The sequence below is a fragment of the Ruegeria sp. CL7 genome (assembly GCF_056536445.1).
Map to the genome: position 1 here is coordinate 1 of NZ_JBQFPQ010000008.1, position 15,047 is coordinate 15,047.

At 55.8% G+C, this 15,047-nt stretch carries 15 protein-coding genes and 1 pseudogene; 15 read left to right on the forward strand and 1 reads right to left on the reverse strand.

What is annotated here, in order from left to right:
- Positions 1 to 223: 223 nt before the first annotated feature.
- The 3 genes from ACR0LI_RS16700 to ACR0LI_RS16710 all read left to right on the forward strand — a co-directional run bounded on the left by ACR0LI_RS16700 (position 224) and on the right by ACR0LI_RS16710 (position 4,515).
- The gene (locus tag ACR0LI_RS16700) at positions 224 to 1,756 is read left to right on the forward strand and encodes a phospholipase D family protein (protein WP_480488552.1); all 1,533 of its coding nucleotides are present in this window, start codon (positions 224 to 226) and stop codon (positions 1,754 to 1,756) included.
- A gap of 337 nt (positions 1,757 to 2,093) precedes the next feature.
- Positions 2,094 to 3,062: a zinc transporter ZntB gene (locus ACR0LI_RS16705; protein ID WP_480718889.1), complete on the forward strand. Its 969-nt coding sequence runs from the start codon at positions 2,094 to 2,096 to the stop codon at positions 3,060 to 3,062.
- A 121-nt stretch (positions 3,063 to 3,183) separates the two neighbouring features.
- On the forward strand, positions 3,184 to 4,515 hold the full coding sequence (locus ACR0LI_RS16710; RefSeq protein WP_171637216.1) for an MFS transporter: 1,332 nt from the start codon (positions 3,184 to 3,186) through the stop codon (positions 4,513 to 4,515).
- A 115-nt stretch (positions 4,516 to 4,630) separates the two neighbouring features.
- Here the strand turns inward: ACR0LI_RS16710 and ACR0LI_RS16715 are convergent, their stop codons facing one another.
- Positions 4,631 to 4,849: a hypothetical protein gene (locus ACR0LI_RS16715; protein ID WP_171636968.1), complete on the reverse strand. Its 219-nt coding sequence runs from the start codon at positions 4,847 to 4,849 to the stop codon at positions 4,631 to 4,633.
- Positions 4,850 to 5,060: 211 nt separating this feature from the next.
- Here ACR0LI_RS16715 and ACR0LI_RS16720 point away from each other — a divergent pair, with 211 nt between their 5' ends.
- From ACR0LI_RS16720 to ACR0LI_RS16775, 12 genes and pseudogenes are all read left to right on the forward strand, one after another.
- Complete coding sequence (locus tag ACR0LI_RS16720; protein ID WP_480718890.1) at positions 5,061 to 5,561, forward strand: Dps family protein; 501 nt, start codon at positions 5,061 to 5,063, stop codon at positions 5,559 to 5,561.
- 50 nt (positions 5,562 to 5,611) lie between these two features.
- Positions 5,612 to 5,896, forward strand: coding sequence for a sll1863 family stress response protein (locus ACR0LI_RS16725; RefSeq protein ID WP_480718891.1), 285 nt, complete (start codon positions 5,612 to 5,614; stop codon positions 5,894 to 5,896).
- A gap of 44 nt (positions 5,897 to 5,940) precedes the next feature.
- Positions 5,941 to 7,203, forward strand: coding sequence for a DUF2254 domain-containing protein (locus ACR0LI_RS16730; RefSeq protein ID WP_480490880.1), 1,263 nt, complete (start codon positions 5,941 to 5,943; stop codon positions 7,201 to 7,203).
- Between the two features lie 334 nt (positions 7,204 to 7,537).
- Positions 7,538 to 7,930 (forward strand): annotated as a pseudogene (locus tag ACR0LI_RS16735) (IS6 family transposase); the annotation flags it as partial.
- Positions 7,931 to 8,088: 158 nt separating this feature from the next.
- Positions 8,089 to 9,015 (forward strand): hypothetical protein, encoded by a 927-nt coding sequence (locus ACR0LI_RS16740; RefSeq protein ID WP_480488545.1) that lies wholly within the window; start codon positions 8,089 to 8,091, stop codon positions 9,013 to 9,015.
- A gap of 84 nt (positions 9,016 to 9,099) precedes the next feature.
- Positions 9,100 to 10,056, forward strand: coding sequence for an AAA family ATPase (locus tag ACR0LI_RS16745; protein ID WP_171205901.1), 957 nt, complete (start codon positions 9,100 to 9,102; stop codon positions 10,054 to 10,056).
- A 5-nt stretch (positions 10,057 to 10,061) separates the two neighbouring features.
- Positions 10,062 to 10,958: a DUF58 domain-containing protein gene (locus tag ACR0LI_RS16750; protein WP_480718892.1), complete on the forward strand. Its 897-nt coding sequence runs from the start codon at positions 10,062 to 10,064 to the stop codon at positions 10,956 to 10,958.
- Positions 10,955 to 11,326 carry a hypothetical protein gene (locus tag ACR0LI_RS16755; RefSeq protein ID WP_480718893.1) on the forward strand — a complete coding sequence of 124 codons (372 nt, stop codon included), beginning with the start codon at positions 10,955 to 10,957 and terminating at the stop codon, positions 11,324 to 11,326. Before ACR0LI_RS16750 ends, ACR0LI_RS16755 begins: the two co-directional genes overlap by 4 nt.
- A gap of 199 nt (positions 11,327 to 11,525) precedes the next feature.
- Positions 11,526 to 12,278, forward strand: coding sequence for a VWA domain-containing protein (locus ACR0LI_RS16760; protein ID WP_480718894.1), 753 nt, complete (start codon positions 11,526 to 11,528; stop codon positions 12,276 to 12,278).
- The gene (locus ACR0LI_RS16765) at positions 12,278 to 13,177 is read left to right on the forward strand and encodes a vWA domain-containing protein (RefSeq protein ID WP_171723925.1); all 900 of its coding nucleotides are present in this window, start codon (positions 12,278 to 12,280) and stop codon (positions 13,175 to 13,177) included. The genes ACR0LI_RS16760 and ACR0LI_RS16765 overlap by 1 nt, the downstream gene beginning before the upstream one ends.
- Entirely contained in the window at positions 13,174 to 13,848 is a 675-nt protein-coding gene (locus ACR0LI_RS16770; RefSeq protein ID WP_480718895.1) for a hypothetical protein, read from the forward strand. The genes ACR0LI_RS16765 and ACR0LI_RS16770 overlap by 4 nt, the downstream gene beginning before the upstream one ends.
- A complete protein-coding gene (locus ACR0LI_RS16775) occupies positions 13,845 to 15,035 on the forward strand; it encodes a hypothetical protein (protein ID WP_480718896.1) in 1,191 nt (396 codons plus the stop codon). Before ACR0LI_RS16770 ends, ACR0LI_RS16775 begins: the two co-directional genes overlap by 4 nt.
- Positions 15,036 to 15,047 lie beyond the last annotated feature (12 nt).

A 15,047-nucleotide genomic window follows, 5' to 3' on the forward strand; every position in this document is an offset into this window, starting at 1 on the left:
GTCGGTCAGCCAAAACAGATCAGACATGTTCACCGCCCGTTTTTCGAACCGTGAGTCACGCAACCCCGCTGAAATCAATGGGTCCTGACCCCAATGGACAGGATGACGACCAAGGTTTCGTTAAATCCTCACTATGCGATGAAACCTCCTGAAGTTTTATAGAACAAACTTGCAATCGTGACCTCAAGCGTAGTCACTTAAGAGTGACTGCTGGAGGAAACCGATGAAGTCATGGACTATAGTTCTTTGTGCCTGCTGCACGCTTGTTCTCGTCGCTTGCGCTCCTAAAGTTCGCATTTATGAAAAAACGGTAACGACTTCGTTACCCGCTGCCACAACCACTGAATTGGCTCTAGCAGCCAATCGGCTGGGAGATCCCAAAGACGGCCGTTCAGGCGTCAAATTAATCAGTGACGGTGAGCAAGCTCTGGTGTCACGACTTTTGTTGGCTGCTGCGGCTGAGCGAACGATTGACGCTCAATACTACCTTTTGCACAACGACCCGACAGGTCACCTTTTTGCGGCTAGCCTTTTGCAGGCTGCGGATCGAGGCGTGCGGGTGCGGCTGCTGTTGGATGACATAGATACATCCGGTTATGACGCGATGACAGCCGCGTTGGATCACCATGAGAATATTGAAATCCGCCTGTTCAATCCTTTCTGGCGTGACCAAGGCCTAGTCGTTGCCGGACTAACGGATTTCAAACGCATCAATCGCAGAATGCATAACAAGTCGATGACCGCAGACAACGTGTTCACGATTGTAGGCGGTCGCAATATCGGGGCCGAATACTTTCTGGCACGGGAAGAAATGAACTATGCAGATTTGGACGTATTAGCCGTCGGTCCCGTCGTGAATGAAGTATCGCAGAGCTTTGACGCATACTGGAACAGTGAATTCGCTGTTCCGGCCCGCGTGGTTGTCGGGGAACCCGAAGACTTCACACTTAGCGAAGCGAGAAACAGGTTGAGTGAATTGGTAGAGGAAGCAAAACAAACCCGGTACGGCGCGGCCCTGAGAAAATCGGCGAGGGAAAACTTTGCAGGCGGCGCGCTGTCACTAGATTGGGTGCCCGCAAAACTCTACGTCGATCCACCTTCCAAGGCCGCGGGGCTTGAGAACTCAGGTCCAATTCTTGCGTCGCAACTGTTGCCGTATTTCGAAAGCGCTGAAAGTGAGGTGAATATCGTTTCTGCTTACTTCGTGCCACGCAACAATGGCGTGAGGTGGTTGAACGAACTAGAAAACCGCGGTGTCGACGTCAAAGTCGTAACCAACTCACTGGCTTCAAACGATGTCGCACCAGTCTACGCGCACTACGCAAAGAAACGCCGAGCATTGCTGCGTAGCGGGGTTGAGCTTTATGAATTGCGGCCGGACGCCTATCAGGTCCAACGTCGTGGTATTAACTGGGCTCAGTCTCGGTCTGGCCTGCATTCTAAAGCGTTTGCTGTGGACGACCGGTATCTGTTCATCGGTTCGTTCAATTGGGACCCTCGCTCGGTCAACATCAATACAGAAATGGGCATTTTGATCGACTCGCCAGCTCTGACCATTCAAACCTTAGGCGCTTTGGACGAAGCACTGTCGGCATATACCTATCGCGTGACGCTGGAGGAGGCAGGGCAGCTAAAATGGAGCACACGGGACGCAGATGGCAAAGTCCTCGAATATAGCTCAGAACCGACGGGTTCTGCCTGGGATCACATAGTCGCCGGCTTTCTAGGTATTCTGCCCATCGGTTCTCAGCTTTAGAGTTTTTGAAGAGGGCTTGGGACACACATCAAACTTGTTCTGGCCTTTTCCAATGTGCACTCGGTGCAAATCCTCGCGCGTATTCACGACGATGATAAATCTGAACTGGAAGCGCAGAGGGAAATGACCCATCACACATCGGATTGATCGCTCACCTGATACCTTTCATAAGATGAACGCGTTTTGGAATTCTCAGTGTTCAATGCGCCTTGTTCTGCCCGTAACCAATAGTGGCATAGGTCGCTAAACCATTTATGGTCCGTCCAGTTAAGGGAATTGTCCGCGCGCAGTCTTTGGCATGCATTGGCTTCCCAATCGACGCAAAATAGGATCGCCAATGAACACACAAACAGTCACTCCCATCTGTGCGTTTGATATAGTAGCGGGCCAAGCAGTCCCTGTCTCTTCAGATTGGCCAGAACCCTTCGCAAGGCAGCAAAACGGCTACCGCTGGATTCATTTCGACCTCGCCGACAGCGGCTTGAGGCAATGGGCATCCGAACAACTGCCAAACATAGCCGCGCAAGCATTGCTTCAATCCGAAACGCGACCACGATGTGATCTGCACGAGGATGGCATCATCCTGAACCTACGCGGCGTTAACTTGAACCCTGACGCGTCTCCGGAGGATATGGTTTCACTAAGGCTCTGGGCCACAGAAAGAACTATCGTATCTGCCCGTGTGCGCAAAGTCTGGGCAGCAGACAATTTTCGTCTAAGAGCCGAAAACGGTTCGGGGCCGGAAAGTGTCGGTGCATTTTTGGCAGAACTTGCTGCGGGGCTCACAAAGCGGATTGAGGCTGTTTCCCTTGAACTTGAAGACGAGACGGACTCTCTCGAAGAGGTTGGACTTTCAGGAAATGAAATCAAACCAGAGAGCATTGCGCGATTGCGGCAAACGGTGATCAAACTTCGGCGCTATATCAGCCCGCAACGCGATGCGCTCGACGCTTTGTCCTCATTGAAAAGTAGCGTAATTCACAGCGACGCATCCGTATTGGTCAATGAAACCGCGAACCGCACTCGCCGTACACTTGAGGAACTGGACGCAAGTCGGGATCGCTTGACTGCCCTTCAGGAGCAAATGGACGCCGAACACGCGAATGCGCTTGCTCGAAACGGCTATCTCTTGTCTGTCGTGGCCGCGATCTTTCTGCCACTTGGATTTCTGACTGGTCTATTTGGCGTGAATGTTGCTGGCATGCCCGGCTTGAGTGCGCCCTTTGCGTTTTGGGCGCTGACACTGGCGTCGGTTGCCATCGGAATTGCACTTTACGTCGTATTCAAACTCTCGAAGTGGTTGTAGCGAAAGTAGATTGCCAAAGGTTGACCAAACTGCTGTACAGAAAGCCTTGATCACCTTCGCCAAATCGCTATTGCGAGCAAAATAGCTTCTCATTTCTCAGTTTGACATTAGGCTGGACCCGATGTTCCGACAGCTCTTACCGATATCAGCGTTACTTCTTGGTTCGGGGCTTCTTCTGTTCGCAGGTGGTGTCCATGGTCTGATACTTCCCGTTCGTGGCTCTTTCGAGGGTTTTTCCGCCAGCTCTCTGGGCCTTTTGGGAACGGGGTGGGCAGTTGGCTATGTCGCAGGATGCCTTGTTGCACCAAGGCTTGTTGGAGCAGTAGGACATATTCGAACCTTCGGCGTAATGTGTGCTCTTGCCGCCGTAACGATCCTTTTCCAGGCTGTGGTAGTAGAATCGTGGGCTTGGATACCGTCGCGCGCAGTTTCAGGATTTTGTTTTGCTGGCGCGGCAATGATCGTCGAGTCCTGGCTCAACGATAAGGTTGAACCCAATACGCGTGGTACAGTCTTTGGCGTCTACACGATGGTTAACCTGGGTGCGGTGACAGCCGGTCAGATGGCTATCTCACTGGGAGATGCAACAGGTTTCATCTTCTTTGCCATTGGTGCGATGGTCTATTGTTTGGCGCTTATACCAACAGCCCTGTCAACCTCTGAGTCGCCCGCACCCCTGACATCTGTGCGTCTCGACCTGCCGGCGTTGTGGCGAAACTCACCAGTTGCGGTTGCCGCGGTCTTTCTTGTTGGCATTTCAAATGCAGCATTTGGGACGCTTGCTGCGGTGTATGCGGATCGCGTCGGGCTATCACTTACTGCAATTGCTTTGTTCGCGAGTATTCCGGTTTTAGCCGGAGCCTTTGCGCAAGTCCCGATTGGTTTTGCAAGTGATCGAATGGACCGGCGTAAAGTCTTGCTGTTTACAGCGGGTGTGGCTCTCGCTTCGGACCTGGCTTTCGTCCTTCTTGCGCCGGAGTCGCGCGTCATGAACCTTGCTTTGGTCGGGATGTTCGGCGCTGCAATTTTTGCGATGTATCCAATCATCGTTGCGCACGCGAACGACCATGCTACGCCGGGCACCTCGATTCAGGTTTCAGGTGGGTTGCTGATGGTCTACGGGCTGGGATCGATTGTCGGGCCGCTGATAGCAGGTGTAGCAATGACTGGATTAGGGCCACAGGGCCTGTTCATGACAACTGTGGCAGCGCATTGCCTGATGATTGTATTTACGTTCTGGCGGATTATGGCCAAGTCAGCCGTACCTGAAAGTGACAAGACCGCATTTCGCGTCAGCGCTCCGGCAAGGGTGGTTACGCCTGAAACTGCCGTCCTTGCTGTCGGTGAAGATGAGGCAATTTCGCTTGCTGACGCCGAGAGCGGGCTGGGCGCCAGCCCCGATGTGAAGGATAGTCTGGCGCCAAGAACTAATTCTGAAGACAGCCCTTCCTAGTCGTCCCCAATGTGTTCGCGGCGCGCTAGGCTGGTCAACTACCGGCGCGAAGGTGAGAATTGAACATCACCTTAATCAAAAATGGTTTTCGCGCGGGGCTCTGTGAATGTTCCTGTCATTCATCCACAACACGAAACTCGCCGGAAGGCGCATCAGTCGGTGGTTCTTCAAACTCATTGGAAATCAGACCGCGACGGATGAGTTCTCGAATGGCGGCCGCTCTGGAGGGCAGTCTGTTCTCGAACCGCCAATCATCGATGACTTTAAGCTCTTCGAGGTCGAGCATCAGTTGCAGTTTTTCGGTGCGCTTTGGTGGTCGATTTTGATCAGACACTGGCATGACCTCAGTAGCATACGTCAGTTACTCCAAGCATGTATGGCATTGGGCCTGCGTGTCTACATCAATATTGGCATGTGGGGCAGGATACCCAGGATCATGAAGCACCCCATGATGCGTCGGATACCCATAATAAGTACATGTTTTTATTTGTAATTTTTTGTGTCCCCCTTAGTTTTTACTCCATAAGCAACGAAACGGAGTGAATATGATACAGCAAGTATTGAAGTCTGAAGTTCAGGAAGAAACGAACGATACAGGCATCGACAAAAATGCGTGGATCGCCAACGCGGTGACGGAAATACTGGCCGATACAATGATCCTGATGGTGAAAACCCAAGGCACACATTGGAACGTTGTGGGCTCACTATTCCTGCCGATCCATGAGCTGACAGAGCGTCAGTATCGTGACCTGTTCGAGGCCGCTGATGAATTGGCCGAGCGTGTGCGCGCGTTGGGTCAGGTGGCACCGATTTCGTTCACTGACATGGTTAGTCAGGCAAAATTGACCGAAGAAGAGACGGTCAAAGATGCGGAGGGCATGATCAAACAATTGGTTGCAGACCACGAAGCGATTGCCCGGAACCTGCGTGAGACTGCCGCGACCGCCGCCCGTTATGGCGATGGGGCTACAGAGGATCTGATGAACGCCAGGATGGCGAAGCATGAAGAAGCAGTCTGGATGCTCAAGGCGATTGTTGCGGCCTAGTGGGCGGCTCCCGTCGATCTGAACCACAGTTTGCGAAGAAAGGAAAAACGATGACACGCGTTGGGTACGAGAAAAAGGCACAGCTGCAACTGGATAGTTGGAATGCCCAGATTGATGTTCTTGAAGCCAAGCTGAAAGTGGCGGAAGCGGATGCCAAGATCGAGCTCGAGGAACAACTCAGCATGCTCTGCAAGGTAAGGTCTGACGCAGAAGCTCAGCTGAAAGAGTTGAAGTCGACCAGCGACGAGGCCTGGGAAGATGTCAAAGAGGGCTACGAGGCTGCATGGAATGACATGCAGAGTGCTTTGAAAAAAGCGGCCGACCGGTTCGCGTAAAGCAGGGTTCGTCAAGAAAGCGCGTGTTGTGAATGGGGACTGGAATGCAAACACCCAGAGAATTAGTGAGATACTTTCGCGGGTTCCTAACCATCCCTGCTGCCATAAGTCTTTCAGGGCTTTTGGTGGCTGGGATTGTCTTCAAGACCGAGCAAGCGCTCGTACGTTGGGGTTGGTCCGCTTCCGATTGGCTCAGCGTTTCCAATCGCACTGCGAGCGATGTACTGAGCGCAATCTCGGCAGCATCCATGTCCGCGTTGGTCATGGTCTATTCCATTGTTCTGCTGGTCTACACTTTGGCAGCAGGATCTATTGGCCCCAGGCTCTTGCAGCGTTTTGGCGAAGACAGGGTAAACCAGGTTGCAGTTGGTTCACTTGGAGCAACGTTTTTATACAGCTTGATGATCTTGTGGTTGGTACGCGATGACACATCAGTGAACCTAGCCGTGGTGGTTGGCATAATCTATTCGATCGTCTCAGTTCTATTGCTGCTGCTCTTCGTCCATACAGTATCGACGCGCGTAACCATTGATCAGGAGGCGGCGCGGATTTCTGAAGCCTTGGATCGCCAAGTGAGCACCGCGATCGAAAACAGTGCAGATATTCCATCCTCAGAGGCAATTCCTGAGGAGGGAGACAAGCGCCCGGTCCCGGCTTCGGGCACCGGATATGTGAACTCGATCAACACCGAAGAACTGGTGCATGCGGCCAAACAAGCAGGAGCAGTCGTCGTTTTTGATGTGCAGCCTGGTGACTTTATGGTTCCATCGGACATTTTGGCCAATGTTTATGGTGATATTGATGAGAATCTCAATGATCTGGTGCCGGCGGCAGCTCCGTTGATCCCCGCGCGAGACCCTAACGGAGATATCCGTTTTTCTGTCCATCTTCTCGTTGAAATCGCACTTCGGGCATTGTCGCCGGGTGTCAACGACACGTTCACCGCAATAGTCTGCATCGACCGTCTGTCGGCCTCTCTGGCCCGTGCGTGGTCGTCCAAGCTCTGCACGGGTGTGTATCGAGATGACGACGGAGCCGTGCGGGTGGTTTACCCATCCATCACGGCAGAGTCGTTGTTTAACGACTCGATGCCAGCTCTAAGACGCGCCGCTCGGGGCAATGGCCTCGTGACGGCCGCCCTTATTCGAGCTTTGGTGCGCATTGCTGAAGCGGCTCCAGAAAAGAAAGCGCGGGCTGTTGTAGATGAACTATCCGCAGTCAGAGATGAGACCCGAGAAAGCGATATGCTGGAGCGCGATATTGATAAGTTTTGTGGTCAAATCGAAACTGCAATTAAAAGGGTTTAGTCAACCGTCCTGGACATTTGCAGTCCAGCTCGGCTCTTTCGCAAACACTGTTCCCACCTGTCAGATCAAGCGTCGTTTTGGTAGCGCGTGCTCAAAATGACAGGAGCAAACCATGACGATCTCATTCAAGGGCGCGCATTTTCCGAAAGAGGGGATTTTGTATGCTGTTTTCTTCTATCTCTGATACGGTGTTCATACCGGGATCTGGAAGAAATCATGGCGGAACGTGGCGTTGAACTGGATCACGCACCTCTGAACCGATGGGTGAACCAATATGCCGGTCTTGTAGCGGATGCGTCGCGGTACAAAAAGCGCCGCTGATCGTTCATGGCGCATGGATGAAACCTATGTGAAAGCGAAGGGTGAGTGGGTTTATCTCTATCGGGCCATCAACAAACACGGCAAGACCCTGGACCTCATGCTATCTAAGCGCCGCAATAAGACCGCTGCGACAGAGTTTTTCTCTTGGGCGCTTGAGGTGAACGGTTTGCCACGGAAGATTGTCATCGACAAAAGCCGGCCAACACTGCCGGTCTCAAAGCAATTAACAAAATGCTGAAAAGGTTTTGGCTGCCCGATCCCAATCGAGATGATCAGGCGGAAGTGTTTGAATAACATCTTGGAACAGGACCATCGAGTCATCAAACGTCGCATCAGGCCCATGTTGGGTTTCAGGTCTTTCTCTTCAGCTGCATCTGCCCTAGCCGGCATCGAACTGGTTAACATGATCCGCAAGGATCAATTCACGCCCGGAACCTGCCCGGTTCAGCAGGTTGCTCAGCTGGTGGGCTTAACGGATCGTTATTCCCATCCAGGCGGATTTAAAAGAATTTTGCGAGAGTCCCGTATCCCGGATAGAATGCGCGTCACTTTGAGTGGGGCTGAATGCGGTATCTGTTGTTGCAAGTATTGGCGATTGTCGCTTTTGCAGGCGCGCTTTGTGCAGAAAAGAGCGATTATATCGAACTTGCACAGAGAGGATGGGGGTATGAGCTGCGGTCCACGATGCTGGGACGCGACATGGCGATCCCTGTTCACATCAATGGCCGCGATCAGGCCGGTGCAGCCCTGTGCCTGGTTGGCGAAAAACCGCATCCGCAAACGCTTGTCGTTCTTGATACTTTTCGGGCGTTGCTGAAACACAGCTTCGGCCACCCGACACCCATGCGCTACGCAGGCCCATCTGCGCGCGATTGTGGAACCGGTCGAACCGTGGTTTTGCGATTGTATTCCGGGCACCCTCCCAATCGGGACCTTTCGTCAGATATCGACTGGCTCAGTGAACTCCACCAGCTTGGTTTGCCTGCGGGTCGAAACTATGTGGTGACATCACCGGCGATGGCACAGACCTTTTTTGGTTATCGGGGGCAGGGGACCCATATTGTGGTCAAACAACCGGCGCATGATCAAACCAGCAAGCTGGAAAGGGATTTTCACAAATCGATCCTGCTGGAAGAGCTGTTTCAGTCCTTCACCTTTGGCATGGACATCCTGCTATATGACAAATCGTCAGGGTTCTTGTCGAAATTGCAGGAAACGCCGGTAAACTTGCAGCGCCTGCCTTGGAGTTCGCACGACTTCATGCGCGCATTGTTGGATTCGAACCCAAGCGGTCTTTGTGCGTTTGACATCTTCATGATGCATGCTGTCGCGCAATCCCCGGTGGATCAAACCATAGACCCCGGCTTTATCGAATACATTGATGCCCAATATGACCGGCTATGGGCGCAGGCGGACGAAACCCTGGCCAATCCCAGATTTGCAGCCCTTTTTGATGAAGGCTGCACCAATTCGGTTCGTGTGCCCAGGTAATACCATCTGACGTGTTTTATCGGGCGGGTGACTCCGGGTAGCCTGAGCGCAGGCAATGCGCCCTCAGAGGCTATGGGAGGACATATGGATACGAGGCCTGAAAACCCGCCACGCGCCATTGCGGGATTGTCCGCGTATCTGTCGCAGGGGCTTATCGGTCACGCGCATCTGGTGGACTCTCTTTTGATCGCGCTGCTGGAAGGTGGTCATCTTCTTGTAGAAGGTCCGCCCGGGCTGGCGAAGACACGGGCGGTCAAATGGCTGTCAAACGCTGTCGAGGGCGGCTTTGCCCGTATTCAATGCACACCTGACCTGATGCCCTCTGATCTGACCGGAACACCGGTTTACCAGCCTCAGGAAGGCCGCTTTGAGTTTGTTCCGGGGCCGGTGTTTCACACTCTGGTGCTGGTTGACGAGATCAACCGCGCGCCGCCAAAGGTGCAGTCTGCCTTGTTGGAGGCCATGGCAGAACACCAGGTTACGGTTGGCAATGAAACATACGCTCTGCCGGATCCCTTTCTGGTCGTGGCGACCCAGAACCCCATTGAACATGACGGGACCTTTCCCTTGCCCGAGGCGCAATTGGACAGGTTTCTGCTGCATGTCGTACTGACATTGCCGGATCTGGAAACGGAACGTGAGATTCTTGATCTGGTCATCGCCGAAACCCGGAATGGGCCTCCGGACGCGCAGCGGATGACGCTTGAAGAGCTGAAGATTGCCCGCACCGAAGCGCAGTCGGTTCACGTCGCGCCAGAATTGCGGGACTATATCGTACGGCTTGTGCTTGCCACCCGTGAAGGTCCGTTTTCCGAATATATTGAACACGCAGTCTCGCCGCGCGGGTCATTGGCCCTGGCCTCGGCATCGCGCGCGCGCGCCTATCTGCGGGGCCGGGATTTCGCCCTGCCTGAAGATGTCGCCGCTGTTGCGCCCGATGCGCTGGCCCACCGCATGGTGCTGACCTGGAGAGCCGTTGCAGATGGGAAAAAGCCGCGCGAGTTGGTGGCCGACATTCTGAATGCGGTCGAGCCGCTGTGACGGGCGTGCTGGCACATGCGGGGGTTCGCCTGACGACCGAGGCCTTGATTGCATTGCGTCATATCGCATTGACCGACCGCGGCAACCCGACAATGGCGGCCCTGCCCGGAGGATTTCTGACCCGAAAGCGCGGGCAGGGCGTCGAGGTTGCTGATGTACGCGAATATGTGGACGGGGATGACATTCGTCATTTGGATCGCGGAACGACCGCCCGCACGGGGCGTATGCATATCCGGCAGTTTCAGGAGGAACAGGACCGCGTCGCCCTGTTGGTTGCGGATTTTCGTGCACCGATGTTCTGGGGCATCCAGCGGGCGTTTCTGTCAGTCGCTGCCGCCGAAGCCTTGACCCTGATCGGATGGTTCATAGTTGAAAGCGGCGGGCGTGTCGGTCTATTGGCGCTTACCCCCGGCGCACCCGTCATCGTCCCGTTGCGAGGGAAAACGCGCGGAATGCTGGATGTGATCGGTGGCCTGGTTCAGGCTCATGCGCGCAGTCTGACCGCGCTGCAAAAAGGTGAGGATGAAAGCTGGACGCTGGAACAGGCACTTGCCGGCGTTGAGCGCCTGACGGCGACGGGCGCCGAGATTATCATCGCGTCTGGCTTTGATCAGCAGGGAGAGGGCTTTTCGGACGTGCTGGACCGGCTCAATCATCGCCGCACCCCCAGACTGCTGCTTGTGACTGAAAGCAAAGCGCATGAGATGCCAAGAGGCTGGTATCCGATCCGCCTTTCAGATGGGCGGCAAAAGCGGGTCTATCTGGCCCGGGCAGAGCCTGCCGGCGAACTTGCGTTTCAGAAGGTGGCAACACATCCTGCGCTTGTCCTGAATGCCAGTGACCCGGTCGAACAAACCTCTCGTCGCATTTCGTCGGTTTTCGCGGCAAGATATGTGGCATGAGTGAGAAAGCACTCTCTGAAGCCACGATGCTGGCCAGCCTGCGGGATATCCATTTGCCCGCCGAGGCCGCAGGTGGGGCGGTTGCGGAATTCGCGGCTGTTCTTGGTATCGCGGCGCTGGCTTCGGTCGGCTGTGTCGCCATCTTGCGGTTGCTGAGTGTTAAGACCGCAGCAAACAGGCGGCCGGATCCACCGGATCGATCTGTTGAACCACCGGGGTGGTCCGTGGATCGCCGCAGGGTGGCTCTATTGCACAAACTGCGCGCTCAGAATCCGACGCGTTATGCAGAGTTGACGGGTGATCTTTATCGACCCGGTGGTGAACCGGATCTGGCGACCCTGCAAAAGGAGGTCGCTAGTCGTGTTTGAGCTTGCTGACCCCTGGATCTTGTTGGCGCTGCCATTGCCTCTTGTCATCACACGTTTGGTCAAGCCGCGGCCGGTTTTCGAGCGGGGGTTCCCAGTTCCGGACCGCATAGGCGGAATGCTTATGGCGGCCAGCCCACAGGCTCAGGCCAGGACCCGGACTTTGGCGGACCTCCTGATTTTGTGGATCATTTGGGGGCTCATGATTTTTGCACTGTCCGGTCCGCGCCAACTGCAACCCGTCAGCGCCCTGAAAGTGTCCGGACGGGACCTTGCGATTGTTCTGGATCTTTCGGGATCGATGGTGCGGGAGGATTTTTATCTCGATGGGCGCCAGATCACCCGTTTGCAGGCGGTGACACGCGTTGGATCCGAGTTCGCCCGACGCCGCGCCGGCGACCGGGTGGCCTTGATTGTTTTCGGGTCCGAAGCCTATTTCGCCACGCCTTTCACTTTCGATACCGAGGCTGTCGCGCGACGGATCCAAGAGGCCACGATCGGTATCTCGGGCCGTGCGACAAACATATCCGATGGTCTGGGCCTTGCTTTGAAGCGCCTGGCCAACAGCCAGGCGGCGTCGCGGGTCGTCATTCTGTTGTCGGATGGAGTGAACAACGCGGGCGCCACGAACCCCGGTGGCGTGGCCGAACTGGCGGCCGAGATGGGGGTGCGGGTCCATACGATTGCTCTAAGCCCGAAAGACCTGCAAAGCGCCGAACCTGGTGAGCGCGGCGTCGTCGATGCGACAACCCTGCGCGCCATTGCCGAAATTTCAGGCGGCGAAGCGTTTCGCGTCAAAACCACCGATGATCTTGTCGACGTGACTCAGGCCTTGGATCGGCTGGAAGCGACGGACAGCGCGGGCCTTACGGCCGAGGTCTACCGATCATTCTGGACCTGGCCCGCAGCAATGGCGGCCGCACTTGCCCTGTTGGCGGCGTGGAGGCAAGCGTGATGATTGAGCTGGATGTCACTTTACTCAGACCGGTCTGGGGGCTTTTGCTGCCTGTCATCTGCGGGGCAGGGTGGTGGTTGCTTTCCCGTGCCGGAGGGTTCGGAGCCTGGGACAAGATCACCGACCCGCAGCTTGTCCAGGCGATGGCCGCGATCGGCCGGATCGAAGGCGGCTCCTTCCCGCTCAAACCCGCCGCCTTGCTTCTGACCGCCGGGATCGTCGCGATTGCCCTGACCGGCCCGGCAATCGAACGGCGCGACGCGCAGACTTATCGCAATCTGGATGGCGTATTGTTCCTTGTGGATGCATCTGACAGCGTGGCGGAAGGCGACCGCTGGCCGCAACTGCTGAGCATGGGGCGTTTGGGTGTCAGTGCGCTTGGGTCCCGCCCCGGCGGCATCATCGTTTACGCGGGCGATGCGTATGTCGCCACGGATATGACCACCGATCACCGCCAATTGGGTCAAACGCTGTCGCTCATCGATGGACAGACCGTTCCGGACAAGGGATCGCGACCCGAACGCGCGCTGGCTTTGGCTTTGCAGCGGATGGAAGGGGCGGGCATCCTGGCCGGGGACGTCGTCCTGTTCACTGACGGGGACGGGCTGGGATCACCCTCATTGCAGCGGGTCGCATTGCTTGCCGCACGAGGGGTGCGCGTGTCCTTGGTGTCGGCTCACCGCACGACTGCGCAAATCCAAACCCACGCCGCGCTCGGCGGTGGCGCTGTCTTCACTTTGGACCAGTCAGATGATCTGGCCAATTGGCTGGCAGATGATGCCGCAACCCGCTTGATACGGGCGGACTATCCGGTGCTGTTCTGGCATGATCTGGGGCGGTACTTGCTGTATTTCGCATTGCTCCCCCTGCTGTTTTTGTTCTGGAGGGAAGGGGCATGAGGTGGTTCGCGATTGCAGGTGCCACTTGTATTGCCGTTGCCTTTGCGCTGGGCGGCGCTGCCCCTTTTGGCCGCGTCGCATTGGCAATCGGTCTGTATCCAATGGCTGCAAAGCTGTTTTCCGACCCTGACTGGCAAGGTGTTGCCTTCTACCGTGCGGGCGTTTTTGACAAAGCAGCCAGTGCTTTCGAGCACGCCGGGAACCAATACAACCTCGGCAATGCTTACGCCCGGACCGGCCAATTGGCCGCTGCGCTGGAAGCCTATGATCAGGCCATGGCCAGGGGAAACCTGGATGCCCAGGCGAATTTCGATGTGCTGGCCGCCTATTACGCAGGGCAGCAGATCACCCCAGAGGCGTTGAGCCTTTTCCCCGAACGGAAATCCGGCCCCAAGGCCGACAGTTTTGTCGCGCGCGGGAATGCGCGGGCGGCGGGAACCGGCAGTGAGGTCACGAACGCGAACACGATGCTGGGACTGGCGGAATTGGACAGTCGCGGGCAACTGGGCGTGCGCCGCATCTTTGATGACAAGTTCATGGTTGCCGATCTGCGCTGGCTCAATCAGCTTTCCGATGTTCCGGGTGAATTCATGGCGGCCCGGATCGCACACGAACACAAACGCCGGGAAAAGCTTGGTCTTTCGCCTCCGGAAACGGAGAACCCGGAATGAAGTGGCTGTTTCTGCTTCTTGTTGCATTTCCGATGCAGGTTTTGGCGCAGTCGAAAACAGTGCTGCCCTCCGAGGCGTTGATCGAAGTTGCCATCGAAGACAATGCCCCGGTTCCGTTCACCCAAGAGATGGTGCTGTTGACGATCCGCGGTGTCTATCGTCGGCACATCACGCGCGAAGAACTTATCCAACCCCGCCTGGATGGGTTCAGCTGGGCGCAACTGGGTCCGGACAGCTGGTCGGAACAAAGGATCAATGGCCGGAAATACAAAGTGTTCATCCGACGGATGGCGATCTATCCTGTCGAGGCAGGCAAGCTTACAATTGGTCCGTTTGTGCACAGGTTGACCCTGACAGACGAAAATGACGACTGGTTCGAACACGAGATTCAATCAGAGCCGCTGACCATTCAGGTGGCGCAAGCCCCGGCCACCAAGGAGTGGTGGTTTCCGGTTCGCAAATTGCAGATTTCGGATCAGTGGTCGAATGCGCCGGATCAACTTGCACCGGGTGAGGGGGTCTTGCGCGTCATTCGACTGGAAGCTCTGGGCGCGACGCCCGAGATGATCCCGCCCATGCCCGAGTTGACTTCGCCTTCGGCCCTGATCTTCCCGCATCCTGAGAAACGGCTTGTCGAACTGACCCCGGAAGGGCCGGTCACCCATGCGTTCTGGCGCTGGACCATACGCCCTTCAAACGACACATCCGGCATCGTTGAACCCTTGCAATTCAGTTACTTTGATACCGTGGCCCGTGAAACCCGAGAGGTTGTCATCTCACCGCAACGCATTGCCTATGGCACGGCCATCGAAGACGTAAACCTTGGCGGCGCAGAGGCAGATGCGCCACCAGCAACGCTGTTGGGTTGGCCAATGGCCACAACCGCCATTGTAGTTTTTTTGGCCGGTTTGGGGTTTGGAATGTCCGGTCACAAACTGGCCGTTTCAAGGGCACTGCGTCGCTTTGGGGTTATTGATCCGTTGGCCCGGGAATTGCGACGCAGTGCCAGGGCTGGCCGCGCAGACAGGCTGCGGCAAGCGGCTTCTGCCATCCTGCGCCGCGACGGCCCTTCATCCAGTCGACTCAAACACATGCAAGACTTTGACAGGCAGTATTTTGATCCCAATGCTGCGGCGCCCGATTTGAAGGCGTTTGCCAGGGTCTTCCTCGGGAACCAGACCGGCTGAGTCATCAAGCAT

Excerpts from the sequence above, each read along its gene's own strand:
- ACR0LI_RS16700 (WP_480488552.1), top strand. The coding sequence starts at position 224 with ATGAAGTCATGGACTATAGTTCTTTGTGCCTGCTGCACGCTTGTTCTC.
- ACR0LI_RS16705 (WP_480718889.1), top strand. The coding sequence starts at position 2,094 with ATGAACACACAAACAGTCACTCCCATCTGTGCGTTTGATATAGTAGCG.
- ACR0LI_RS16710 (WP_171637216.1), top strand. The coding sequence starts at position 3,184 with ATGTTCCGACAGCTCTTACCGATATCAGCGTTACTTCTTGGTTCGGGG.
- ACR0LI_RS16720 (WP_480718890.1), top strand. The coding sequence starts at position 5,061 with ATGATACAGCAAGTATTGAAGTCTGAAGTTCAGGAAGAAACGAACGAT.
- ACR0LI_RS16725 (WP_480718891.1), top strand. The coding sequence starts at position 5,612 with ATGACACGCGTTGGGTACGAGAAAAAGGCACAGCTGCAACTGGATAGT.
- ACR0LI_RS16730 (WP_480490880.1), top strand. The coding sequence starts at position 5,941 with ATGCAAACACCCAGAGAATTAGTGAGATACTTTCGCGGGTTCCTAACC.
- ACR0LI_RS16740 (WP_480488545.1), top strand. The coding sequence starts at position 8,089 with ATGCGGTATCTGTTGTTGCAAGTATTGGCGATTGTCGCTTTTGCAGGC.
- ACR0LI_RS16745 (WP_171205901.1), top strand. The coding sequence starts at position 9,100 with ATGGATACGAGGCCTGAAAACCCGCCACGCGCCATTGCGGGATTGTCC.
- ACR0LI_RS16755 (WP_480718893.1), top strand. The coding sequence starts at position 10,955 with ATGAGTGAGAAAGCACTCTCTGAAGCCACGATGCTGGCCAGCCTGCGG.
- ACR0LI_RS16760 (WP_480718894.1), top strand. The coding sequence starts at position 11,526 with ATGATTTTTGCACTGTCCGGTCCGCGCCAACTGCAACCCGTCAGCGCC.
- ACR0LI_RS16765 (WP_171723925.1), top strand. The coding sequence starts at position 12,278 with ATGATTGAGCTGGATGTCACTTTACTCAGACCGGTCTGGGGGCTTTTG.
- ACR0LI_RS16770 (WP_480718895.1), top strand. The coding sequence starts at position 13,174 with ATGAGGTGGTTCGCGATTGCAGGTGCCACTTGTATTGCCGTTGCCTTT.
- ACR0LI_RS16775 (WP_480718896.1), top strand. The coding sequence starts at position 13,845 with ATGAAGTGGCTGTTTCTGCTTCTTGTTGCATTTCCGATGCAGGTTTTG.